Raw genomic sequence first — 22,215 nt, forward strand, 5'->3', positions numbered from 1 at the left:
ATCCGGGGCTGCCCCTCGGGCGGCAGTGTCTGCGAATGGCAGTGTCTTTGCATGGCAGCACCTTCACATGACAGTGCCTTCGCATGACAGTCCTTGCAAGGCACCGTCCTTTCAAATGACGGTGCCTTGAAATGACGATGCCTTCAAATGGCAGTGTCTTCAAATATCTTCAAATAAAAGTGCCGTTAAATATCAGAGCCTATGAACACACCGGCAATTCCTCGCTGAAGCGCCCGGCGCAAAGGCCGGAATGAGTGGCGTCTGATGCTGCGCTCTGGGCGTTGGTCGAGGTAATTCGAAGATGCCGGGGTTTTCTATTACGCGCCGGCATTGACACAGGGGCTATGGTGCAGAGGCACACGTGAGTGCTGGAAAGCCCGGCCCGCAGGCCGGGACGATGATGTGGTGGCCATAAGCGCCGCCGGGCCGAGAGAAAAAAACTATCGCTGGCGAGCGTTCAGCCGGCGTGCGCCAACGCAGTGCCCGCCTCAGAACAGCCCGACGGGCGGCGCCGAGAGCAGGCGTGCAAGCGCGGCGTGATCATGCGGTTCTTCCGTGAGCAGAGCGGCAAGCTCGCCGGCGTAGTCCGGTGCCACTGCTTCCAGCACGGCTGCCAGTGCAGCGCCTTGAGGGGTTTGTGGATCAAACCATACATCCACCGCTGCCCTGGTTTCGGTGCTGGCGATCTGATGGGCTTGCGGGGCCATGTATTCGCCGCCACCGGGATCACCGGCGTCTGCATAGGCGGCCAGTTTCGCCAGCCGCAGCTGGGCGTCGGCCAGCGCTTGCAACAGTGCGGCGACCAGTTGCTCCGGGGTCGGCGCCTCGCGGGGCTGGATCAGCAGTGTGAGATCTTCCAGCAGCAGCGCGCTGGCGACATCGAGATAGCTGCGGCGGCGGTTTTCCGGCAACTCGCGCAACGGCAGCTGGTGGCTGGGCAGCAACTCGGTCACGGCGGTGAGATCCAGCGCGGCGCGGGGCGCTTCGGGCACACCGGCCAGCAATTGATGAAGAACTTGCAGGCCGACGCTGACCTCCGCCGGATCGGTCATGTCCTGTTGCGCCAGCAGGGTTTCCGTGTCCAGCGTCAGCGTGACATCGTAGACGATGCCGCTTTCCGGCCAGCCGGGCACCGCATCGACGTAACCGGGCAGGATCGGCCAGATATCTGCCCGCGCCAGCGGCGGCGCCAGTTGCGGCGTCAGCGCGGCACGGCTGGCCAGCACTGGCCAGGCTCGGCTGAAATGCCTGTAGAGCAGCGCCCAGGCATTCTGCGCAGCCTCCAGTTGCGCTGCATCCGGTTGCCTCAGCAGCGCCCCCACGGCTTCACGAAAGCCCGGCGCCGCGACCACCAGCCGCCGCAGTTGCGGCGCACTTTCTTCCTCGTAAGCGCTGGCAAGCGCGGCGTATTCGGCGGCCGCTTCAGTGGGCGCTGCCACGGCGGCAGGTTCGGGTTGCGGTGCAGGTTCCCGGTCGCAACCGGCCAGCAGCAAGACGGCAAGGGCCGCAGGCAGCAGTGTCAGGCAAGCTTTCATGATGGTTCGGTGTCCGCTTTATGGTCGTCACAAACCGCCGCCCGGCGCGGCTATCCCCCAGGATTGCGCCGGGCGCGGCGTATCAGCGCAGGCTGATGATGGGCCAGCCTTGCTCCCGCGCGGTGGCGGCCAGTGTTGGATCCGGGTCTACGGCGACCGGGTTGTCCACTTTTCTCAGCAGCGGTAAATCATTGTGCGAATCGCTGTAGAAGTAGGCGCCGGCGAGGTCGTGGCCGGTGTCCGCCAGCCAGGCTTCCAGGCGGGTGATCTTGCCTTCACGGTAGCAGGGTACGCCGGTGATGTCGCCGGTATAGCCGCTGTCGTCCTGTCCGGCGGTGGTAGCGAGCAGGTGATCCACGCCCAGCTGCTCGGCGATCGGCTGGGTGATGAAATCGTTGGTGGCGGTGATAATCAGCAGGAAGTGCCCCTGGGCACGGTGTTGCGCCAGCAGCTCGGCGGCCCTGGGCAGCATCAGCGGCGCGATTTCCCGGGCCATGAACGCCTCGCGCCAGCGCAGTAGCTGCTCCAGCGGGTGCTCGGTAAGGATTTTCAGCACGAAGCGTTGATAGGCGTGGATATCCAGTTGGCCGGCCAGATAATCCTCGTAGAACTGGTCGTTAGTGGCCTTGAAGCCTTCAGCGTCGACGATGCCCTGGCTGACGAGGTATTCGCCCCACAGGTGATCGGAATCCCCGGCGATCAGGGTGTTGTCGAGGTCGAAAATGGCAAGTGTCATGGAATCTCCGGCAACATGGGGTCACGTCAGGGAAAGGCCGCTAGAATAGCAAAGCGGGATTAAAATGCTCGCGTTGATCGGCGCCCGCCACGCGGGTTTAATGATGGCGTGGCCATGCAGGCGAAAAGATGACAGGCATTATTGATGAACAGGGTTTCCGGCTGAATGTCGGCATTATCCTGATCGGTGACGACGGGCGGGTCTTCTGGGGCCGCCGGATCGGCAATCGGGATGCCTGGCAGTTCCCGCAAGGTGGGCTACTGCCCGGCGAAACGCCGGAGCAGGCGCTGTATCGGGAGCTGGAAGAAGAAGTCGGGCTGACCGAAAGCGATGTGCAGGTGCTCGCCTCGACGCAGGGCTGGCTGAGCTACCGCTTGCCACGGCGCTTTTGGCGCCGTCCGGAAGACGCTTTGGGCCGCCAGTGTATCGGTCAGCGGCAGAAGTGGTTCTTGTTGCGGTTGATGAGCGACGAAGAACGCATTGATCTGGCCCGCAGCGGCACGCCGGAATTTCAGGCCTGGCGCTGGGTGAATTACTGGTATCCGATTCGCAAGGTGGTGCATTTCAAGCGCGGCGTCTATGCCCGCGCGCTGAAGGAACTGGCGCCGGTTGTACAGCGCCAAGCCTCTCTCAAACTCTGACACTGGCCGTCAAGGCAGGCGCACATGCTCGATACACTCCGGCGGATCGTTCAGGAAGTGAACAGCGCCGCCGACCTGAAGAGCGCTCTGGATCTGATGCCCGCCCGGGTACGTGATGCCATGGGCACCGAAGTATGCTCGATCTATCTGCTGGATGCGGCCGGGCAGCGCTATGTGCTGATGGCCTCCGAGGGCTTGCGCCGCGAGGCAATCGGGCGCGCCAGCCTGGGGCTGACCGAGGGGCTGGTCGGCCAGGTGGGCCAGCGTGCCGAACCGCTCAATCTCGAAGACGCCTTCCGGCATCCCAAATTCCTCTATCTGGCGGAAACCGGCGAAGACCCGTTCCACGCTTTTCTGGGCGTGCCGGTAATGCACCATGGCCGCGTGCTGGGTGTGTTGGTGGTACAGCAGCGCGATGCGCGGCGCTTTGATCAAGGGGAGGAGGCTTTTCTGGTCACGCTGTCGGCGCAGCTCTCTGCGGCGGTGGCGAAGGCCCGTGCCAGCGGCGCGCTGGAAAGCCTCGGCTCTCAGGCCGGGCTGCCGAAGATTTACGACGGTGCGCTGGGCGCCTCGGGAGCCGCCATCGGCACCGCCGTGCTGTTGTTCCCGCCAGCTGATCTGGCGGCGGTGCCAGATCGCCCCGCCGCCGATGTGGAAGCTGAAGTGGCTCTGCTGGAAGCCGCGCTGATGCGGGTGCGCAGTGATGTGCGCGCCTTGAGCGAGCGTGCTCGCGGCCGGCTGGGCGCCGAGGAGCAGGCACTGTTCGAGGTGTATCTGCGCATGCTCGATAAACACGCGCTGGCTGGCGAGATCGCGAGCAAGATACGCGAAGGCCAGTGGGCGCAGGGCGCGCTACGGATGGTGATCGAAGCGCACGTGCGCAACTTCGAGCTGATGGACGATGAATACCTGCGCGAGCGGGCGGCCGATGTGCGTGATCTGGGCCGCCGTGTGCTGGCGGAATTGCAAAGCCGAAACCGGCTGGCGCGGGATTATCCGGCCGATGCGATCCTGATCGGCGAAGAAATCACCCCCACCATGCTGATCGAGGTGCCGCAGGGGTGCGTGCGCGGCATTGCCTCCTCGGTGGGCTCGCGCAACTCGCATATGGCGATTGTGGCGCGGGCCATGGGCATCCCCACGGTGGTAGGCGTGCAGAGCCTGCCGCTGAAGCAGCTCGACGGGCAGGAGTTGATCGTGGATGGCTTTCGCGGGCGAGTGATCGCGCATGCGTCAGCCGATTTGCGGCAGCAGTTCGAGCAGCTTATCGCGGAGGAGCGTTCGCTTCAGGCCGGCCTTGAGCGGCTGCGTGAATTGCCGGCACAGACCCTGGATGGCCATCGCATCCAGGTGCAGGTGAACACCGGCCTGCTGACCGATATTTCCCGCTCGCTGGAGCGCGGTGCCGAAGGCGTGGGGCTGTATCGCACGGAAATCCCCTTCATGATGCGGGATCGCTTTCCGGCCGAAGAAGAACAGCGGCAGATTTACCGCGAGCAGTTGCAGGCATTCGCCCCGCATGCCGTGACCATGCGCACGCTGGATATCGGTGGCGACAAGGGGTTGCCGTATTTTCCGATCCATGAAGACAATCCGTTTCTCGGCTGGCGCGGCATCCGCGTGATGCTGGATCACCCAGAGCTGTTCATGGTGCAGGTGCGGGCCATGCTCAAGGCCAGCCAGGGGTTGGACAATTTGCGCATCCTGCTGCCGATGGTGACGTCCGTGTTCGAGGTGGAGGAGGCGCAATACCTGATCCACCGGGCCTGGATGGAGCTGCGGGAAGAGGGCTTTGATGTGTCACTGCCGGCGGTCGGCGTGATGATCGAAGTGCCGGCTGCGGTTTATCAGGCGCAAGCACTGGCACAGCGGGTGGATTTCCTGTCGGTGGGCACCAACGATCTGACCCAGTATCTGCTGGCCGTGGATCGCAATAATCAGCAGGTGGCGGATCTGTATGATTCGTTCCATCCGGCGGTGCTACAGGCATTGATGCATGTGGTCGAGGCGGCGCATGAGGAAGGCAAGCCGGTGTCCGTGTGTGGCGAAATGGCAGGCGAGCCGGCGTCGGCGGTGCTGCTGATGGCGATGGGTTTTGAAGCGTTGTCGATGAACGCGGCGAACCTGCTCCGCGTGAAGGCAGCGATTCGTCAGGTGGCATTGAGCAGTGCCCGGCAGCTGTTGCAGGAGGTGCTGGGCATGGACAGCGGCGAGGTCATCGCCGCGCATGTGGATCTGCATCTCAAGCGCGCCGGGCTGGCGGATTTGCTGCAATATCGCCGCAGTGTTTGACCGCCGGGCCGTTGCCCGGCGCCATTTCGGCCTGAACGGGCCTTTGGTGTCGCCCTCGCAGCTGGCTATCATGCGCGGCTGTTTGCCCGGGCGATTCGGGCACCAGCTGACCTGAACGGGGAAACGACAATGCAGAACGTGGTGGCGATTCCGGCCAATCCGGCCCTGGTGAACAGCACCGAAGATTTTCTGCGAGCTGTCTCGCGCAACGGCGATGGTGCCACGGCCTTCATTACCATGGTCGATCGCCTCACCGACCGCATGCTCGGCCTGTTCCTGCAAGAGCCGGCACAGCTGGCCGATTTGTCCAATACGCAGCGCAAGGTGATCGATTTTGCCGTCTCCACGGCCAGCAAGGCATCGCATATGCTGACCCGGCAGATCTACAAGAAAGTCAGCAACGCCGAGTTCGCGCCGATCGTGCGCAATGTCGAAGCGATGTACTGGCAGGCGGGTGATGATAACGGCCAGCAAGCGTATATCAGCATCCCGGTGGATGAGCGTTTTGCGAATGATTTCCGGCGTGCAGCAGAGGCGTGCGAGGCCGGCCGGGGCCAGAGCGAGGTCGCGCTGGTGGCGCAGGTGATGGATCAGCTCACCAACGAGATTCTGGACAATATTTTCGTAGCCCAGACGCGGCTGGTAAAAGTCGGCTTCGTCACTCAGAAGGCACTCAATATGGGCGTCGAGGGCAGCCGCAAGGCGTTACAGGCGGTGAACGCAAAAGTGCTGCGAGGCTTGAGCAACGACGAGTTGCAGCGTTTCATGGGCCATTACGCCGAGATCATCCGGCAGCGCGGCTGATCCGCGCGATCACGCCGGCTGGCGGCTATCCCGTGGCGGGCCGAGCGGCTCGCCGTCCGGCCCCCAGTTCTGTTCCACGGCGGCCACTGCACCCGTGGCATCCAGGCTCACGGCAGTACTGGCGCGGGTGCCATACTCCAGCGAACGAATGAAGATCGGCGCCACCAGCCGCTCCAACGGCAGACCAACCCCGGTGGCAGGCAGCTTGGAATCATCCGGGCGCCATTCATCCTTCAACAGCGTGAGCAGCTGATCCGGCTCCGGTCGGGCAGCAGCCAGTTCGCCGAGGCGCTTCTTGCCCCGTTGCACTTTCGGCCAGGGGGTATTCAGCAGTCCGTTGCTCAAACCGTGAACGCCGGGCGGCACCGGCTGCGGCGACGCACCCCGATTGCTGAGATACCACAGGTTTCCGGTATCGCCGACCAGCAGATTGAAGGGGCCGAAATCTGCTTGCCGGCGAGCAACATCCTCGGCGTAATCCTGAGGCGCGATGTCGCTTTGTAGAAAATCCAGCGGCAGCGCACCCCGCGACAGCGGGCCGCGTTCCTGAGCGGCGACAGGCTCGCGGAAGTTGGTGACGGCTGCAAAGCGGCCGTCACGCGTGATGCCAAGCCAGGTGCCGCCAGCGGTCAGGTCGAGGCCGCAAAACACATTGTCACGCCAGCGTGCCGGCTGGGCCGGCCGTCGGTGAAATTCGTCACGGTTGGCCGCCACAAGCAGGGGAAATTCCCGGTGGTACTGCCAGGCAAACAAGACGATACACATGGAAAAACCCCGTTACCCCCTGTGTGGGGTGCAAAGCGCCACGACAGCGCCTAGCATAACATCCTTTACGGGAGGGCTTGCGTGGCCATCGAGTTGTTTCCGGTTTACGTGCTGCTGGGTGTGCTCTCAGGGCTGCTTGGCGGCGCGCTGGGGCTGGGCGGCGGCGTGGTGATTGTGCCCGGCCTGTTACTGGTGTTCCACCTGTGGGGGATCGGTGACGAGATGATGCAGATCGCGGTGGCGACATCGCTGGCTACCATCATCGTCACCTCGGTCGGCGCCATTCGTGCTCACCATCAGCGCGGCAGCTTGCGCTGGCCACTGGTGTACCGTCTCAGCAGCGGCATCATTCTCGGCGCCTTCGTGGGCGCTTTCGTGGCGGACTGGTTGTCCGGGCCACGGCTGATACAGTTGTTCGGCGTGTTCTCGATTATTGTCTCGCTGCAAATGTTCACCAGCAGCCGCCGAGCATTGCATCACGATGAACCCGAGCGGCTGCTGCCTACGCCGGCGCTGATGGCAGCTGGTAGCGGCATCGGCCTGGTATCGAGCCTGTTCGGCATCGGTGGCGGCTCGCTGACGGTGCCGTTGCTGAACGCTTGCCGGGTGCGAATGCAGGAGGCCGTCGCGGTATCCTCCGCCTGTGGCCTGCCGATCGCGCTGGCTGGCGGCGTCGGTTTCGTGATCGCCGGCTGGGGCAATCCGGCGCTGCCCACGGGCAGTCTGGGCTACGTTTATCTGCCGGCGGCAATCGGTATCGGCCTGGCCAGCTATCCGATGGCGCGCGTCGGGGCGGGTCTGGCGCATCGTCTGCCCGCCAAAACACTGAAGCGGATTTTCGCCGTTGTGCTGTTTATCATCGGCCTGCGGCTGATGTTGAGCTGACTTCCCATCGCCAGGCGGCGCGCCTGGTGTTTTCTGCCAAGGAACTCGCCTATGCAATACCCGCAAATCGACCCCGTAGCGATCGCCTTGGGCCCGTTGCAGGTTCACTGGTACGGGCTGATGTATCTGTTCGGCTTCGTTGCCGCGTGGTGGCTGGGGCTACGCCGGGCAAGGCAGCCGGGCAGCCACTGGACACCGCAGCAGGTCAGCGATCTGGTGTTTTACAGTGCGCTGGGCGTGATCCTTGGCGGCCGGATCGGCTACACGCTGTTTTATAATTTCTCCGGTTTCGTGAGTGATCCGCTGTCCATCGTGAAACTGTGGGAGGGCGGCATGTCTTTCCACGGTGGCGCCATCGGTGTGCTGCTGGCGTTCGGCTGGTTTGCCCGCAAGGCCGGCAAGCGTTATTTCGAGGTGGCGGATTTTATCGTACCGATGGTGCCGATCGGGCTGTGCGCCGGGCGTATCGGCAACTTCATCAATGGCGAGCTGTGGGGCCGTGCCAGCGACGTGCCCTGGGCGATGGTGTTTCCTGCCGATCCATTACAGATCACGCGCCACCCCTCTCAGCTTTACCAGTCATTGATGGAAGGGCTGTTGCTGTTTGTGGTGCTGTGGCTTTATTCCGCGAAGCCGCGTCCGGCGGCCGCAGTGACGGGCCTGTTTGGTGTGGGTTACGGCACGGCGCGCATCATCGGCGAATTTTTCCGCGAGCCGGATGCACATATGGGATTCATTGCTTTCGATTGGCTGACCATGGGTATGCTGCTGTCGCTGCCGATGGTGGTAGCCGGAACGGCCATGATGATCTGGGCCTATCGACAAGAGCGGCCGGGCTCAGGAGAGAGCCGGGCGGGAGTAAAGGCACGATGAAACAGTACCTGCAATTGCTGCGCCATGTGCGTGATCACGGCGTGGAAAAAAACGACCGCACCGGCACCGGTACGCGCGCGGTGTTCGGTTATCAGATGCGTTTTGATCTGGCTGCGGGCTTTCCGGTGCTGACGACCAAGAAGCTGCATCTGAAATCCATTGTTCACGAGCTGCTATGGTTCCTCAAAGGCGATACCAATATCCGTTACCTGAAGGAAAACGGTGTCTCCATCTGGGATGAATGGGCCAGCGAAAGTGGCGAGCTGGGGCCGGTGTATGGTGAACAGTGGCGCAGCTGGAAAACACATGATGGCCGCGTGATCGATCAGATCAGCGAAGTGCTGGCGGAAATTCGCCGCAACCCGGATTCACGCCGGCTGGTGGTATCGGCTTGGAATCCCGGTGTGTTGCCTGACCCGGCTATTTCACCGGAGCAGAATGCCGTGCTGGGCCGGCAGGCGCTGCCGCCTTGCCACTGCCTGTTCCAGTTTTATGTGGCCGACGGCAAGCTCTCCTGCCAACTTTACCAGCGCAGTGGCGATATTTTTCTTGGCGTGCCATTCAATATTGCGTCCTATAGTTTGCTCACCCTGATGATGGCGCAAGTGTGCGGGTTGGCGCCCGGTGAATTTGTGCATACGCTGGGTGACGCGCATCTTTACAGCAATCATCTTGAGCAGACCGATCTGCAATTGTCACGCACACCAGGGCCCTTGCCGACCATGAAACTCAACCCTGAAGTGCGCGATCTGTTTGCGTTTCGCTACGAGGATTTCGAACTGACCGGTTACGATCCACAGCCGCATATCAAGGCGCCGGTGGCGATCTGAGGTGGGCGCGAGACGGTGTGGGAGCCTTGTCAGGTCCGCACCACCGAGCGAGAGAAGCCCGACGCGACGGCATGAAGAAAGTGGCGCGAAGGAAACGATACGAAGAGAGCAGCCTGATGAAAATATCACTGATCGTCGCCAAGGCAGAAAACGGCTGCATCGGGCGCAACAACAAGTTGCCCTGGTATCTGCCCGGTGATCTGAAATATTTCAAGCAGGCCACCATGGGCAAGCCGATCATCATGGGGCGTAAGACCTGGGAGTCTCTCAAGGGGCCGTTGCCGGGCCGCGCCAATATTGTTATTACGCGGCAGGCCGATTATCTGGCAGAAGGCGCAAGAGTGGTGCCGTCACTGGATGACGCGCTGACGCTGGCGGAGAATATCGCGCTGATTGATGGTGTGGATGAAGCTGTGGTGATTGGTGGCGCGGAAATCTACGCCCAGGCATTGCCGCGAACCCGGCGCATGTACGTCACCGAAGTGCATGCAGCGGTCGAAGGCGATGCGTTTTTCCCGACCGTTGATGCCAGCCAATGGCGCGAGGTGGGGCGCGATCATTTTACCGCCGCGCCGCCAAATCAGTACGACTACAGTTTCGTCATCTACGAGCGGCAATGATGCCGCAGCGCCGGTTCACTGCCCCGCAACGCCGCGTGAATAACGCCGGAGGCAGTGGGTGAAGCGCAGCAACAATATTCAGCCGTGGCCGTTATCGGTGGGCGGCGCTGACGGCCGGTGCAGGCCGTAGTAGCGGAAGATCAGCACCGTCGGCATGGCACTGAGCAGGCTGGTAGCCAGAGCGATCAGCAAGGTCGAAATTTTCTGGTCGCCCAGCAGGTTCAGCACCAGCACACCAAACGTATTTGTCACCAGCAGCACCATCATGTATGCCAGCGTCACGGCCAGCAGTATCTGCCACTGATCTGTCTGGGTGCGGCGGAACGATTCCTGCAAGGCCTGCACCGGTGTCTGCCCTTCCAGCACGGCGATAAACGGCGCCTGGCAGAGGCGCGCATACAGCCAGACGCCGGGAAAAATCAGCAACATCAGGCCAAGATACACCAGCACGCCGAGAAACAGGAAGGTGGCCAGCAGCGTCGGCGCGGCACGCACACAGAACATCAGGCAATCGCCCAGGCCACGGGGGCGGCCGCCTTCGATGGCCACCAGCTGCGCCATCACGGCGCCTTCGGCAAACGGTCGCAACAGTAACAGCAGCAAGGCCGACAAATGGCCGATATGCAGGCCGCTTTCGTCGGCACTCAAGGCCGGGCCGAAACCCCACTGCACGAATTCGCCGCTCACGGCGAAGGGCGCGGTGACCAGCAGCAGGGCAGTCAGATACTGCCACCAGAAGCGCAGGCTCTCCTGTAAACGTTGGGCAATCATCGAATTTCCGAGGTGATGGGATCAGGCACGCAAGTGTACTGGCTCCTTGCGCTGCGTGCAGCCGCTTACCACCAGTAGCGCCCCCAGTACTGCGGGTTGGCCCAATGCTCCGGCGTGTTCCAGGTGCGGTGAAAATTGTAGCTATCCAGCTCGTAGCGATAGAGCGTCATGTGCCGCTCGGCCTGTTGAAATTCGGCCGCGCGATGCAGGCCGAGCGCGAGAAACGCATTGGGCGGCCAGCGCAGTGCCTCGGGAGCAAGCGCCGGCTGATAAAGCACGGCCAGGCTGCTGCTGTGCAGGTTGCGCAGCGTGCCGAGCAGGATCGTGCCTTGGGCTGCGCTCATGTACTCCAGCTGATCGGCCACCACGACCAGATCGAAGCGGCCCAGGCCGGTGAGCGCGGTGCCGGGATCAAGTGTGGCCAGTGACGTCAGAGAGGCACCGTGCGCTGCGCACCACTGCGCCACGGCGGGTAGCGGATTGAGGCTCAGCACCAGCACCGAGGCCGGGCGGCGCTCGTCCAGCAGGCCGGCGAGAGCGTGTATCGCACTGCTCGCAAGCGAAAGAGGATGGTGATCGGGAGCGGTCATGCGGTGAGTGTAACGCCGCATGATGGCGGTGATGAAGTGGCTATAAGAAGTAGCTGCAATTGGTGTGGCTGCTGAAGTGACTGTGATTGAAGAGGCGCCGTGGCGATCGGGGGGCGCTGAAAAGATCAGGAAGGGCTTGACGGCAGCTAGTTCGCTAATGATAATCGTTCTCACTATGGTCAGGGTTACGACAGGAGGTGACCATGTCCGGCTCCAGCACACCGCAGCGCCCGGCCCGGCATCAGCGCCATCTCACGGTGCGCGATGGGCGCGTAAACAGCCGTGCGCTGCTGGACGAAAACGGCCTGCTCTGGATTCAGCATCAGGGCGGCCTGTATCAATTGCGCCGCACGGCGGCGGGCAAACTGATCCTGACCAAATAGAGCAAATGGTTTTTCGGCAGATGCCTCCCGGCTCTGCCTGTGGTACCGGCGGGCTGCCACAACTGGCGAACCGGCCAGCGCCCGCCCTGTGTTTCTCCCCTGACGGATCAGCCAGCCCGCGCAAGCAGCCAGCCAGTCCGCACTTGATCCGTTCAATTGCGCACGAGGCCGATGGCGATGAATACCGTATCCAGAATTGATGCCTTGCAATCAAGCCAGTGGCCGGCGCCACTCGGTACTTGCCTGTCTCAGCTGGGCGACCGTGTGTTGCGGCTCCAGGATGAGCCCACAGCGCTGCTGAAAAGCCTGTATCGGTTCGGCAGCCTGGAGGCCGGCACCTGCAATCGTGCCTGCGTGCTGCGCCAGACCACCAGCTACCAGCGGCTGGCTTACAGCAGCCATTGCGGTGTAGCCCGCTTGCGGCAAGGGGCGGTCACCATGGAAGTGTTTCCGCGCCAGTGGGCGCTGGCGCTGGCCGTGCTGGCGCCGGTCGGCGACATTGGCGCGGGCACCTTGCTCTTTTTCGATGCCCACGGCGCACTGCAATGCCAGTTGCATGTGCCTGGCGGCAGCGGCCGGCACGCGTTTGAAGAGCTCGTCTGCGCCATGCTGCATCCCGATCAGACGCTATTGCCGCGCCCGCACCCGGCGCCGACGCCACTGGATGCCGGGCGGGTGAATCTTGCCGCGCTGGAGCAAGGCTGGTCGGTGCTGCGCGAACCACAGGATTTTGCCGCGCTGTTGCGCCGCCACGGGCTGCGCCGGCTGCGCGCCTACCGGCTGGTGCGTGACAAGTTTGCCCGGCCGGTGAGCCTGGACAGCGTATCGGCGCTGCTGACGCTCGGCGCGCTACGACAGACGCCGTTGAGCTTGCGCTGTGGCAATAAAGGTTGCGTGCAGCGTTTCGAGGGCATGCTGCCGCTGCCGGTGTGGCAAGGCGACAGGTTGTCGCTCTGCCGGGCGGGGATGCGCTTCAGCCTCGCCATGCGTGAAGTGGCGTCGGTGTGGCGGGTGCGCAAGCCGTCCGCCGACGGTGTGGTGACCACGGTGGAGCTGTTCGACACTGCGGGAGAGCGGGTGCTCACTATCAGTAGTGGCCGCAGTCGGGGCAGGCTGGAGCTGCCAAGTTGGCGGACGTTGCTGGCCGATAGCCTGTTGCCGCCAGACGGCGCCGCGCTGGCGGAGGCGGGCGGCTGAGGTTTCTTTGCCGGCTTTGCCGAGCGTTCGCGCAGTAGCCGGGCGTCTTCGAGGTGGTCGCGGCTTGCTCTTTTATGCTCGCGCTGGCGGGTCGCCGGGTCTTGGCCGGGCGATCAATCGAACTGCGCATCAATGCGGGCCAGCACGGCCAGCACCGGCGCCGTGTCGCACTCCAGCCCGCGCAGGGCCTCCTCTGCCATCGGCGCTATCTGGCAGCGGCTCGGCAGTGGGCGCCCGCCCTCAAGCAGCGCCCGGAAGCGGGCGATGAATACCCATTGCAGCCACTGGGTAAAGGCCATGGTGTCGGCACTGAACGGCACCTGGCTTTCGAAGGCGGCGGGTGCCGGCGGCGGCTGGTGCCAGCTGCCGAGGTCGCGTAGCGTGGCTTCGAGTTCGTCGAGCAGATGTTTTACCACTGTGGCATCAGGCATCGAGCAAGGTCACCAGGTCACGAAGTTCAGGGAGAGTCTGGATGCGGTGCGGGTGCTCGGGCAATTCCTGCGGCCAGCGCTGCGAGAGCAGGTTGGCCCACACGGCACCAAAGCCGTGCTCCAGCGCGGCGCCGACATCTTCCAGCGGGTGATCGCCAATGTGCAGCGCCTGATCCGCCCGGCTGCCAGACGATTTCAATGCCGCCAGGAACATGTCCGGCTCCGGCTTGCGGCGGCCAATGGTTTCCGACGAATGATGAAACGCGAACAGATCGGCAAGGCCGATAAGACGCAGATCGGCATTGCCGTTGGTCAGCGCGCCGAGAATGTAGCGGTCGGCCAGATGGGTGAGAATTTCTCTGGCGCCGGGAAACAGCATTACCTGATTGCGTGCCTCGTGAAACACATCGAACGCCTGCTGCGCGACACGGATTGCCTCGGCGTCGCTGTAGCCGGCATCGCGAAAGCCACGCGCCAGAGCATCGCGCCGCAGGGCGGTCAGGTTGTGCAGGTAGCGTGCGTCATCGCGCAATAACTGATCCCGGATGGCACGAACCTTGGCCACCGTCATGAGTGCGGCGGCGTCCGGGTGCTTGTCTTCGATCCAGGTGCGGCATTGCTGCTCCGCCCGGCGAATCACCTCGTCCACTGGCCACAGGGTGTTATCCAGGTCGAAGGTGATGAGCTTTATCTTGGCCATGGATCACATGATAGCGCGGCGCCTGCGGCAAGCGAAATGGCGTCAGCTTTCCGGGCGTTCCGGGCTTTCCGGGTCTGCCGCCTTGCGCCGGGCGCGCGGGTGAGCGCCGTCGTAAACACGCGCCAGATGTTGAAAATCCAGATGGGTGTATATCTGCGTGGTGGCCAGGTTGGCGTGCCCGAGCAGCTCCTGAACGGCGCGTAATTCGCCGCTGGCCTCCAGCAAATGAGTCGCGAACGAGTGGCGCAGCATATGCGGATGCAGTGGCTGATCCAGCCCGGCATCACGGGCGCGGGCCTTGAGGCGCTGTTGCACCGAGCGGCCCGTGAGGCGTTGCCCGAAGCGGTTGACGAACAGCGCTCGTTCGGTGGGATCGCGCACCAGCAGCGCCCGTGCGTGCAGCCAGGTGCGCAGTGCCGCCAGCGCCGGAGCGCCAATGGGCAGGTGGCGGGTGCGGTTGCCTTTACCGGTGGCGATCAGGCTGGCGTCGGCGAGATCAATGCTTTCCAGATTCAGGCTCACCAGCTCCGCCAGGCGCAGGCCGGAAGAATAGAACAGCTCCATCATGGCGTGATCGCGCTGGGCGAGCGGGTCGTCGTTGCGGGCGCTGTGATCCAGCAGCTGATTGGCGGATTCGGCATCCAGCGTGCGCGGCAGGCGGCGCGGGCTTTTCGGTGCGCTGATGCCAAGGGCAGGATTGTCCCGCACCAGATTCTCGCGCAACAGATAGCGAAACAGGCCGCGCAGGCTTGAAAGCAGCCGTTGCAGGCTTTTGCCGCCGGTGCCACGGCGATGCAGGGTGGCGATGACCTGGCGCACATCCTGCGCACCCACACTGGCCCAGCCGCTGATGCCGCGCTCTTGCAGCAAGCGGGCGGCGTTTTTCAGATCACGACGATAGTTGGTGCAGGTGTGCTCGGACAGGCGCCGCTCGACGCGCAGATGCTCGATGTACGCGGCGCAGCCGGCAGCGAAGCCCTCGGCGGCGCTGGCGCTATCAGGCACGTCGCGCCTCCAGACGGGGGTAGTTGCGCAGCAGATCGTGCATGCGGCGGCTCAGCACATCGCCCAGATGAGTGATGAACAAGGTGCCCAGCGAGCTGCGAAAATGCAGCGGATCAAAGCTGCCGATGGCCAGCAGCCCCTGCCGGCCCTGCCACTCAAGCGGCACCATGGCGGCGGATTTGACCGCCTCGGCCTGCTGCGGAAACAGCTGCTCAAGCTCGACATCGCGCAGCACACCGCAAATGGCATTGCCCGAGCGCAGCAGTGCTTGCAGGGCCTGGTGCAGATCGTCAGCGGCCAGGCAGCGCACCTGGCTGCGCAATTCGCCGGTGAGATCCAGATCGCGATCGTAAACCAGCAGGGAGACGGTATCGGCGCCGAAATCGTTTTGCAGCTGTGCTATGAGCTGCGTAAACATCGCTTCCGGGGCGCGAGCTTCGATCAGCGTGAGCACCAGTTTGCGGGTTTTCTCGAACAGTTGATCGTTGTCGCGAGCCACCGACAGCAGGGCGTTGAGGCGTTCTCGCAGGTCGTGATTCCGCTCGCGCAGGATTTGCGCCTGCCGCTCAAGCAGGGAGACGGCTTCGCCGCGTGGGTCCGGCAGTTGCAGCAGCTCCAGCAGCTCCTGCCGGCCTTGAAAGAAATCCGGGTGGTTGCGTAACCAGGCGGCCACCTGATCGCCGTTGAGCCGGTGTTCACTCATGGATTGCTTCTCCGAAAGCGTCCGAGGATATCATGGCGTGAGCAGGGGCTCGGGGATGACACCCTCATAGACACGGCTCGCCGGCCCGGTCATCAGAATGCCGCCGCTGCCGTCGTAATGGATGCGCAAGGTGCCGCCGCCAAGCTCCACGGTGACAGTGTCATCGAGCAGGCCGCGCCGCTGGCCGCACACCACCGCCGCGCAGGCGCCCGAGCCACAGGCTCTGGTTTCACCTGAGCCGCGCTCGAACACACGCAGCCGGATGCGTGAGCGATCGACGATTTGCATGAAGCCCACATTGGCCTGCTCGGGGAAATCAGGGTGGCTCTGTAGCAGCGGGCCAACGCTGGCAACCGGAGCATTCTCGACATTTTCCACCAGCATGACGCAATGCGGATTGCCCAGCCCGACCACGGAGACTTCGTAGGCATTCTGCCCGGCTACCAGAATATGGGTATCGGCTTCGCTGCTGGCGTGGAAAGGAACGTCGGCCGGTGCCCAGCGGGGCGGGCCGACATTGACGGTCACCAGGCCATCGTCGGTCAGGCGCAGCATCATTTGCCCGCCAGCCGTTTCGAGCCGGATTTCGTGCTTCGGCGTCAGCCCTTCGTCACGCAGGAACTGCGCGAGGCAGCGTGCGCCGTTGCCGCACTGGCTCACCTCGCTGCCATCGGCATTGAACACGCGGTAGCGAAAATCCGCATCGCCTCGTGCCGGCTGGACCAGCAAGAGCTGGTCGAAACCGACGCCGAGATGGCGATCGGCCAGCCGCCGCAGCGTTTCCGCTGGCAGCGGCGGGCCTTCTTCCGGCAGGGACTGGCGGATGCCGTCGAGCACCATGAAGTCGTTGCCCAAGCCGTGCATCTTGGTGAATTTCAGATCCATGAAAGGTCCGCGGCAGTGGCTGGTGGGAGCATTGTAGGCGCTGGCCGGGCGCCCGGCCAGCGTGGCGCCGCCGCAGCACCGTCGCGTAAAAAGCGCGGTTTCGACGCTGAGCCGGCTCATTTCCGGCCACCGTGTTGGCTGGGGCGCCGGGAATTTGGCACAAACGGCACTCACGTCCCGGGTCGCGGGCGGCGATACTGGCAAGTACCTGCTTTGCCGGCTTTTTGTACCGGTATGCCTTGTTTTTCTGGAGCCCACGATCATGAATGCCAAAGCCAACCTGGCGCCACGCCGAACCAATCAGAGCGACATTCAGCCGCGCCGCATGGATTTCGAATTTGACGAAGGCGTTCCGCGCTACTGGGTCGGCGGGGATCAGTTCAAGACATTGCTGCTATCCGCGTTGTCGTGCACCTTCCCGGAAGGGGAGCGGTTTTTTGTGCGCTCGGTGCGCCATTACCAGCCGCACATCACCGATCCCAAGCTGAAGGAAGAGGTGAAAGGTTTCATCGGCCAGGAAGCGCACCACGGCAACGAACACGAAGCCTTCAATGCTTTCCTGGAAGCGCGTGGCATCCCCGCCAGCAAGGTCGAGGATTTTGTCAGGCGCGGGCTGAAGTGGCAGGGCAAGTTCCTGTCGCCGAAACGCCAGCTGGCGAAGACCTGCGCGCTGGAGCATTTCACCGCGATGCTGGCCGAGACCATTCTCGAATTCCCGGAGATGCTCGAAGGCATGGACGAGCGTGTACTGCCGCTGTGGCTGTGGCATGCGGTGGAAGAAAGCGAGCATAAATCCGTGGCGTTTGATGTTTACCAGGATCAGGAAGGTGGTTACTGGACGCGCACCAGCGAAATGGCCGTCACCACGCTGGAGTTTCTGGGCTTCACCATCTTTCATTATTTCCAGCTGCGCGCCGGCATGGACGACAAGCGCGATCTGCGCTCGGTGCTGCGCGGGATCAACTGGCTGGTCGGCAAGCCGGGCTGGCTACGGCGGCTGGGCCCGGCCTATTTGTCCTACTACCGCCGCGATTTCCATCCGTCTCAACAGGATAGCCGGGCGCTGCGCGAAGCTGGCCTGAAGCGGCTGGCAAAAATGCTCAACCGCCCCGAGCTGGCTCAGCCTGCGGCCTGACCGTCGCTGCGTTCGTCCGCCGCTGCCGGTGCCGTTTCAGGTGCTGGCGGCCGGCGGTCACTGAATTCGTTCAGTGACAAATCCCACACCGCAATGAACAGCGCCGCGATCAACGGGCCAATCACAAAGCCGCTGATGCCCATCAGCGCCAGGCCGCCCAGTGTTGTTACCAGAATCAGATAATCCGGCAATTGCGTTTGCTGGCCCACAAGGCGCGGGCGCAGCAGGTTGTCGGCCAGGCCGATTGGCCCGACCCCGAAGATGACCAGCACGACACCCTGCCAGATACTGCCGGTGAGCAGAAAATAGACGGCCACCGGCAGCCAGATCAGTGCGGCGCCCACAGCGGGCAGCAGCGATAGAATCGCCATCAGAGCGCCCCATAGCAGCGCACCCTGAATCCCCAGTATCCAGAAGATCAGACCGCCCAGTGCGCCTTGAATGAGGGCCACCAGCACGTTGCCCTTGATAGTGGCGCGGACCACTTCACCGAATTTGCGGAACAGGCGCTGCTTGTGCGCCTCCGAAAGCGGGATGGCATCGCGAATCTGCCGCGCCAGCCGGTTGCCGTCACGCAACAGGAAAAACAGCACATACAGCATGATCGCAAAGCCGATCAGGAAACTGACCGAAAGCTGGCCAATATTCACCGCGTTGCGTGCCAGCGCCTTGCTGCTGGTTGTGGCGACGCTTTTCAGCCCTTCGCGAACCTCGGCGAAATCCACACCGATTCGCCCGAGCAGCGCTTCGACACGCGGGGCGGCCTCGCGCAGCCGATCCAGGTAGGCGCCGAAATCCAGCTCGCCGCTCTGGATACGCTGGTAGAGGCTGGTGCCTTCATGAACCAGTGACAACGTGATCGCGGTCAGCGGGATGATCGCCACGACAATGCAGATGGCCAGCGTGCACAGGCTGGCCAGCGTGGGGGAATGGGGCATCTTCGCCTGGATGCGGTTTTGCAGCGGCATGAAGATGATGGCGAAGATGCCGGCCCACAGCACGGCGCCGAAGAACGGCGCCAGCAAGGCAAAGAACGCCAGTGTCACCAGAATCAGCAACACGATAAAGGCACGGTGTTGCACTGTTGCGGTCGACATTCGGCTCTCCTTGCATGATGGGCACTGCCGGATTCTGGGTGGCTCGGCGGCTGGCTGCAAGAGGGGCGAGGCAGAGGCCGGGTTTTGCGCGAGGTCTGCGGTGGTGGCGATGCAGGGGAGCTTGGTAAAAAACCAGTAGGAGAGCCGGGCAGAGAGCCGGGCAGAGAGTCAGACGGGCCCGCAAGCCAGTCCGGTCAACGAGATAGCGCGGATTGGCATGGCTGCGCTCCGGCTTGTCCTTTCGGGGGAGGCGCGCCGGCAGAGCCGGCGCGCTGTTCGAGAGCCTGGCGAAGGATGATCGCCTGAGTATCGAGCCGGGTCAGCAACGTGGCTCGCGATGGCGCGGGCTGTTCAGTCTGGCACCAGTCCGATATTCACGCCTTGCACCGTCTCGGCGCCTTCGACCTCGGGGCTGCTGATACGCAGTCGTTCGCCAGCGAGGCCGAAATCGTCCATCAGTGCTGTCTTGGCGTCGTTGGCGCGGCGTATCGCCAGCCCACGCAGCATTTCGGTATTGATGCTGGCGGCCTGCTGTTGCGCCAGAGCAGTAAAGGCCCGGCGGGCCAGTTGTTGCTGGAAAGCGTCTCGCTGGGCACGGTCGGCGCCTTCCGGCAGCGGTGGCAGCAAGGTATCGGCAGGCTGGCCGTTGGCTTCTTCGTACTGGGTCAATACCCGGCGCTGGAAGCGCGTTTCGCCGAGGGCGCTTTCCAGGTTCGTCCAGTCGCCGCCGGTCAGGCGGTGGCCAAGCACAAGCGCCGCCAGCGCTTCGCGATCCGCCGTGTCAGCGCTGCCGGCGAGGCTGAGGCTCAGGGTGGGCCGGTCGGCAAGCACCTGCGCCAGTGCGGCCAACTGCTCGCGGGTGGTGGTGTCGATCTCGGCACTGCCGGCGGGGAAGGTCAGATGTTGCAGGTCTTCACCGCCGACCAGACCGGCCAGCACCGAAAAGGGCGAGGTGGCGGCGCGCACCAGAATGTTGGTCAAGGCGCGCAGAATGATGCCATGCACGCTGACGGAGGGATCATTGAGATCACCTCGGGCCTGCACTGGCAGATCGATCAGCTCATTGCGATCCCGAATCACCGCCAGGCCAAGCTTGATGGGAATGCTGATCGCCTCGGGGCTGTCCACGCGGTCGCCGAGAAAGAAGCTGGCAGCTTTTACCCGGGTGCTGCTTTCCAGCAGCGAGCCGTCGAGCTTCACGTTACTGTTGATGCCGAGCTGGCCGGTGCGGGTGACATAGCCCAGATAGCGGCCGGTGAACGGTGTCAGGCCGGTCATTTCATAGCCATCCAGCGTCACGTCGAGATCGACCATGGGCGTGCTCGCCAGCGGGTTCAGGCGGCCCTTGATGCTCAGCGGCGCGTAATCATCCACGCGGGCCGTGAGATCGATGCTGGCCGGGCGGCTGCCGGCGGCATCAAGCTCCCGCAGCGTGCCGTCGATGCGCGTCAGGCCGATGGCAAAGTGCGGTGTCAGGCTCTGGTCAGCATAGCGGGTGCGGCTGTCGCTGATGCGCAATTCATCCAGCTGAAGGGCCCAGGGCTCCCCGGTGCTGGCGGGTGCCTCGTCAGTGAGCGGCAGGATGCGGTCGGCAACGCCGAGACCATCGCTGTCCACCCGTGCGATGGCATCCAGACCGCTGACACTGGCGCGTTGCAGGGAGATGCGCTGTGCGGTGGTATCCAGCCGCACACCTTGCAGCGTCAGCTCATCCAGCGTCAGCAGGCGCCGGTTGCGGCTTTCGTTGATACGCAGGCCGGTGATTCCGGCGCTACCGGTGACGATCACGCCGACTTCTTCAGCGCCGCTGGCATTGATGGTCAGCTCGGCGGCCGCAGCGCCTTCGGGCACCGTGACCAGCAGTGCGCTTTGTACCCATGGCTCCAGCGCCGGCAGCGGCAGGTCGGCGGCGTTGATGGTCAGGGTGATGTCCAGCGGCGCGATCTGGCCTTCGCCGCCGAGCGTGATCTGGCCGCTTTCCGCCAGTGTCAGGGCGCCGTCCAGGCTGAAGCGCCGAGGATCGTTCAGGGCCAGATCGTGCAGGGTCAGGTTGATCGGTGTGATGGCCAGCTCGCCGGCCTCGGGCAGTGTTTCGTCTCGAAACGCGACGCTGCCATCAGCCAGGCGCAGGGTTTCCAGCACCAGTGCCCAGGGCTCGCCGGGTGCTGTGGCTGTTTCAATGGCGGGCGCCGGCTCGCCAGTATCTTCCGGCGTAACAGGCTCGAACAGGGCGGCCAGATCAAGGCCGTTGTCCAGTAGCCGGGCGCGCACCAGCGGCTCGGTGATGGCAAGCTCGCCAAGAGTGAGTGTGCGGGCGGGCGTATCCAGCCGCACGTTGCCCAGCGCCACCAGCGGCAGCTGCACCACATCCAGGCTCTGGGCCGGATCGTGGATCACCAGATCGCGCAGGGTGACGGCACCTTCGGTGAGCCACGCCCGGATGCCGCCCTCGCCGGTTTCGACACGGTACGCGGTCTGAAAATCGAGCTGGCCACTGGGGACAGTGAAGTGCAGCTGGTGGCCGATGAATTCGGCAAACGGCGGCAGGTCTACCCCGGTGATGGCCAGCCTGCCGGTGGCCAGCAGTGGATCAACGCTGAACCCGCCTTCCCAGCTGAAGCTGCCGCCACCGGGGCCGCTGACCAACAGCGAATACTGGTTGTCATCCTCGCCGGTGCCACGGGTGGAGAAATCGAGCACGCTGAAACTGACTGGTGCCAGCGCGAGCTGTTGCACGGTGTCGCGGCTTTGATCGACGAAGCGGAAATCGCCACCGGTCAGGCTGAAGCGGCCAAACGAGACCGCCGGCAGCGCCATGGCATTGTCTTCGGCATCCGGCTCGGCGGATGTCTCGTCAGCGGCTAGCTCTTCCGCGGGCGTCAACAGATCGTCAAAGTTGAAGCGGCCTTCGGCGAACTGGGTCACCTGCACGCGTGGCTGCTCCAGGCTGATCTCGCGGAAATGCCAGCTGCGGCGAAACAGCGAAGAAAGCTGGAAGTTGGCATGAAAGCGATCAAAAGCGACGAACTCGGTGCCGTCGTCGTCCAGCAAGGCAAAATTGTTTGCCGTGACGGACAGCAGCAGCGGATTGAACAGCAACTTTTCCAGCCGCACTTCGCGGCCGGTGCTGTCGCTGAGGGTGTCGGCCACTTGCTGCCGCGCCAGCGGCGAAACAACAAGGAAACCCAGTGCCACATACAACAGGTAAAGCGCGGCGAGAATAATCAGGATGCGTTGCCGGCGGCTGGCGGCTTGCCAGCGCATGCGGAGGAAAGAAACCATGGTGTATGACCCTGTCAGGCCCATGCAGGAAAGGAATGACGATTCAGGAGAGTAT

The 22,215-nt window shown here is 63.5% G+C and carries 22 protein-coding genes; 10 read left to right on the top strand and 12 right to left on the bottom strand.

Translation table 11 applies throughout. The features are described 5' to 3' along the window. Positions 1–488 precede the first annotated feature (488 nt). Both MU846_RS05130 and MU846_RS05135 read right to left on the bottom strand, forming a co-directional pair. Positions 489–1,535 (bottom strand): imelysin family protein, encoded by a 1,047-nt coding sequence (locus MU846_RS05130; protein ID WP_246949484.1) that lies wholly within the window; start codon positions 1,533–1,535, stop codon positions 489–491. An 82-nt stretch (positions 1,536–1,617) separates the two neighbouring features. Beyond that, positions 1,618–2,271, bottom strand: a complete 654-nt coding sequence (locus tag MU846_RS05135; protein ID WP_246949499.1) for a histidinol-phosphatase — start codon at positions 2,269–2,271, stop codon at positions 1,618–1,620. 128 nt (positions 2,272–2,399) lie between these two features. Here MU846_RS05135 and MU846_RS05140 point away from each other — a divergent pair, with 128 nt between their 5' ends. The 3 genes from MU846_RS05140 (at position 2,400) to MU846_RS05150 (ending at position 6,008) form a co-directional block, all read left to right on the top strand. Then, the gene (locus tag MU846_RS05140) at positions 2,400–2,912 is read left to right on the top strand and encodes an RNA pyrophosphohydrolase (RefSeq protein WP_246949501.1); all 513 of its coding nucleotides are present in this window, start codon (positions 2,400–2,402) and stop codon (positions 2,910–2,912) included. 24 nt (positions 2,913–2,936) lie between these two features. Next, positions 2,937–5,204 (top strand): phosphoenolpyruvate--protein phosphotransferase, encoded by a 2,268-nt coding sequence (gene ptsP / locus MU846_RS05145; protein WP_246949504.1) that lies wholly within the window; start codon positions 2,937–2,939, stop codon positions 5,202–5,204. A 129-nt stretch (positions 5,205–5,333) separates the two neighbouring features. Further along, the gene (locus MU846_RS05150) at positions 5,334–6,008 is read left to right on the top strand and encodes a hypothetical protein (protein WP_246949507.1); all 675 of its coding nucleotides are present in this window, start codon (positions 5,334–5,336) and stop codon (positions 6,006–6,008) included. Positions 6,009–6,017: 9 nt separating this feature from the next. Here the strand turns inward: MU846_RS05150 and MU846_RS05155 are convergent, their stop codons facing one another. After that, a complete protein-coding gene (locus MU846_RS05155; RefSeq protein WP_246949510.1) occupies positions 6,018–6,773 on the bottom strand; it encodes an NRDE family protein in 756 nt (251 codons plus the stop codon). Positions 6,774–6,854: 81 nt separating this feature from the next. Here MU846_RS05155 and MU846_RS05160 point away from each other — a divergent pair, with 81 nt between their 5' ends. The 4 genes from MU846_RS05160 (at position 6,855) to MU846_RS05175 (ending at position 9,981) form a co-directional block, all read left to right on the top strand. Then, positions 6,855–7,658, top strand: coding sequence for a sulfite exporter TauE/SafE family protein (locus MU846_RS05160; protein ID WP_246949515.1), 804 nt, complete (start codon positions 6,855–6,857; stop codon positions 7,656–7,658). Between the two features lie 51 nt (positions 7,659–7,709). Further along, entirely contained in the window at positions 7,710–8,531 is an 822-nt protein-coding gene (lgt, locus tag MU846_RS05165) for a prolipoprotein diacylglyceryl transferase (protein WP_246949545.1), read from the top strand. Continuing rightward, positions 8,528–9,361 carry a thymidylate synthase gene (locus MU846_RS05170; RefSeq protein WP_246949553.1) on the top strand — a complete coding sequence of 278 codons (834 nt, stop codon included), beginning with the start codon at positions 8,528–8,530 and terminating at the stop codon, positions 9,359–9,361. The genes lgt and MU846_RS05170 overlap by 4 nt, the downstream gene beginning before the upstream one ends. Before the next feature lie 71 nt (positions 9,362–9,432). After that, positions 9,433–9,981, top strand: a complete 549-nt coding sequence (locus tag MU846_RS05175) for a dihydrofolate reductase (protein ID WP_371738608.1) — start codon at positions 9,433–9,435, stop codon at positions 9,979–9,981. Positions 9,982–10,059: 78 nt separating this feature from the next. On the opposite strand, the gene MU846_RS05180 is transcribed toward MU846_RS05175, so the two are convergent. Continuing rightward, the gene (locus MU846_RS05180) at positions 10,060–10,752 is read right to left on the bottom strand and encodes a hypothetical protein (RefSeq protein ID WP_246949560.1); all 693 of its coding nucleotides are present in this window, start codon (positions 10,750–10,752) and stop codon (positions 10,060–10,062) included. Positions 10,753–10,817: 65 nt separating this feature from the next. Then, a complete protein-coding gene (locus MU846_RS05185) occupies positions 10,818–11,363 on the bottom strand; it encodes a DUF6231 family protein (RefSeq protein WP_246949563.1) in 546 nt (181 codons plus the stop codon). Positions 11,364–11,545: 182 nt separating this feature from the next. Between MU846_RS05185 and hemP the strand changes: the two genes are divergently transcribed. Together hemP and MU846_RS05195 are read left to right on the top strand one after the other, a co-directional pair. Then, positions 11,546–11,725: a hemin uptake protein HemP gene (gene hemP / locus MU846_RS05190; RefSeq protein ID WP_246949571.1), complete on the top strand. Its 180-nt coding sequence runs from the start codon at positions 11,546–11,548 to the stop codon at positions 11,723–11,725. A 171-nt stretch (positions 11,726–11,896) separates the two neighbouring features. Then, positions 11,897–12,922 carry a ChuX/HutX family heme-like substrate-binding protein gene (locus tag MU846_RS05195; protein ID WP_246949574.1) on the top strand — a complete coding sequence of 342 codons (1,026 nt, stop codon included), beginning with the start codon at positions 11,897–11,899 and terminating at the stop codon, positions 12,920–12,922. 113 nt (positions 12,923–13,035) lie between these two features. On the opposite strand, the gene MU846_RS05200 is transcribed toward MU846_RS05195, so the two are convergent. From MU846_RS05200 to dapF, 5 genes are read right to left on the bottom strand one after another with little or no spacing between them, the layout of a single operon-like run. Next, the gene (locus MU846_RS05200) at positions 13,036–13,353 is read right to left on the bottom strand and encodes a YqcC family protein (RefSeq protein ID WP_246949589.1); all 318 of its coding nucleotides are present in this window, start codon (positions 13,351–13,353) and stop codon (positions 13,036–13,038) included. Then, the gene (locus tag MU846_RS05205; RefSeq protein ID WP_246949591.1) at positions 13,346–14,053 is read right to left on the bottom strand and encodes an HAD family hydrolase; all 708 of its coding nucleotides are present in this window, start codon (positions 14,051–14,053) and stop codon (positions 13,346–13,348) included. The genes MU846_RS05200 and MU846_RS05205 overlap by 8 nt, the downstream gene beginning before the upstream one ends. 42 nt (positions 14,054–14,095) lie before the next feature. Continuing rightward, a complete protein-coding gene (gene xerC / locus MU846_RS05210) occupies positions 14,096–15,058 on the bottom strand; it encodes a tyrosine recombinase XerC (RefSeq protein ID WP_246949594.1) in 963 nt (320 codons plus the stop codon). Then, positions 15,051–15,761 (bottom strand): DUF484 family protein, encoded by a 711-nt coding sequence (locus MU846_RS05215; protein WP_246949596.1) that lies wholly within the window; start codon positions 15,759–15,761, stop codon positions 15,051–15,053. The genes xerC and MU846_RS05215 overlap by 8 nt, the downstream gene beginning before the upstream one ends. A gap of 30 nt (positions 15,762–15,791) precedes the next feature. Next, on the bottom strand, positions 15,792–16,646 hold the full coding sequence (gene dapF, locus MU846_RS05220) for a diaminopimelate epimerase (protein ID WP_371738653.1): 855 nt from the start codon (positions 16,644–16,646) through the stop codon (positions 15,792–15,794). 262 nt (positions 16,647–16,908) lie between these two features. On the opposite strand from dapF, the gene MU846_RS05225 reads away from it, so the two are divergent. Beyond that, positions 16,909–17,781: a metal-dependent hydrolase gene (locus MU846_RS05225; RefSeq protein WP_246949600.1), complete on the top strand. Its 873-nt coding sequence runs from the start codon at positions 16,909–16,911 to the stop codon at positions 17,779–17,781. Here the strand turns inward: MU846_RS05225 and MU846_RS05230 are convergent. Next, positions 17,766–18,878 (bottom strand): AI-2E family transporter, encoded by a 1,113-nt coding sequence (locus MU846_RS05230; RefSeq protein ID WP_246949603.1) that lies wholly within the window; start codon positions 18,876–18,878, stop codon positions 17,766–17,768. The genes MU846_RS05225 and MU846_RS05230 overlap by 16 nt on opposite strands. 351 nt (positions 18,879–19,229) lie before the next feature. After that, positions 19,230–22,160 carry a DUF748 domain-containing protein gene (locus tag MU846_RS05235; RefSeq protein WP_246949607.1) on the bottom strand — a complete coding sequence of 977 codons (2,931 nt, stop codon included), beginning with the start codon at positions 22,158–22,160 and terminating at the stop codon, positions 19,230–19,232. Positions 22,161–22,215: the final 55 nt, after the last annotated feature.

Source organism: Alcanivorax quisquiliarum, from assembly GCF_023051175.1.
GTDB lineage: Bacteria > Pseudomonadota > Gammaproteobacteria > Pseudomonadales > Alcanivoracaceae > Isoalcanivorax > Isoalcanivorax quisquiliarum.

Coding starts and splice junctions, on each gene's coding strand:
- MU846_RS05130 (WP_246949484.1), bottom strand. CDS start 1,535: ATGAAAGCTTGCCTGACACTGCTGCCTGCGGCCCTTGCCGTCTTGCTG.
- MU846_RS05135 (WP_246949499.1), bottom strand. CDS start 2,271: ATGACACTTGCCATTTTCGACCTCGACAACACCCTGATCGCCGGGGAT.
- MU846_RS05140 (WP_246949501.1), top strand. CDS start 2,400: ATGACAGGCATTATTGATGAACAGGGTTTCCGGCTGAATGTCGGCATT.
- ptsP (WP_246949504.1), top strand. CDS start 2,937: ATGCTCGATACACTCCGGCGGATCGTTCAGGAAGTGAACAGCGCCGCC.
- MU846_RS05150 (WP_246949507.1), top strand. CDS start 5,334: ATGCAGAACGTGGTGGCGATTCCGGCCAATCCGGCCCTGGTGAACAGC.
- MU846_RS05155 (WP_246949510.1), bottom strand. CDS start 6,773: ATGTGTATCGTCTTGTTTGCCTGGCAGTACCACCGGGAATTTCCCCTG.
- lgt (WP_246949545.1), top strand. CDS start 7,710: ATGCAATACCCGCAAATCGACCCCGTAGCGATCGCCTTGGGCCCGTTG.
- MU846_RS05170 (WP_246949553.1), top strand. CDS start 8,528: ATGAAACAGTACCTGCAATTGCTGCGCCATGTGCGTGATCACGGCGTG.
- MU846_RS05175 (WP_371738608.1), top strand. CDS start 9,433: ATGAAGAAAGTGGCGCGAAGGAAACGATACGAAGAGAGCAGCCTGATG.
- MU846_RS05180 (WP_246949560.1), bottom strand. CDS start 10,752: ATGATTGCCCAACGTTTACAGGAGAGCCTGCGCTTCTGGTGGCAGTAT.
- MU846_RS05185 (WP_246949563.1), bottom strand. CDS start 11,363: ATGCGGCGTTACACTCACCGCATGACCGCTCCCGATCACCATCCTCTT.
- hemP (WP_246949571.1), top strand. CDS start 11,546: ATGTCCGGCTCCAGCACACCGCAGCGCCCGGCCCGGCATCAGCGCCAT.
- MU846_RS05195 (WP_246949574.1), top strand. CDS start 11,897: ATGGCGATGAATACCGTATCCAGAATTGATGCCTTGCAATCAAGCCAG.
- MU846_RS05200 (WP_246949589.1), bottom strand. CDS start 13,353: ATGCCTGATGCCACAGTGGTAAAACATCTGCTCGACGAACTCGAAGCC.
- MU846_RS05205 (WP_246949591.1), bottom strand. CDS start 14,053: ATGGCCAAGATAAAGCTCATCACCTTCGACCTGGATAACACCCTGTGG.
- MU846_RS05215 (WP_246949596.1), bottom strand. CDS start 15,761: ATGAGTGAACACCGGCTCAACGGCGATCAGGTGGCCGCCTGGTTACGC.
- dapF (WP_371738653.1), bottom strand. CDS start 16,646: ATGGATCTGAAATTCACCAAGATGCACGGCTTGGGCAACGACTTCATG.
- MU846_RS05225 (WP_246949600.1), top strand. CDS start 16,909: ATGAATGCCAAAGCCAACCTGGCGCCACGCCGAACCAATCAGAGCGAC.
- MU846_RS05230 (WP_246949603.1), bottom strand. CDS start 18,878: ATGTCGACCGCAACAGTGCAACACCGTGCCTTTATCGTGTTGCTGATT.
- MU846_RS05235 (WP_246949607.1), bottom strand. CDS start 22,160: ATGGTTTCTTTCCTCCGCATGCGCTGGCAAGCCGCCAGCCGCCGGCAA.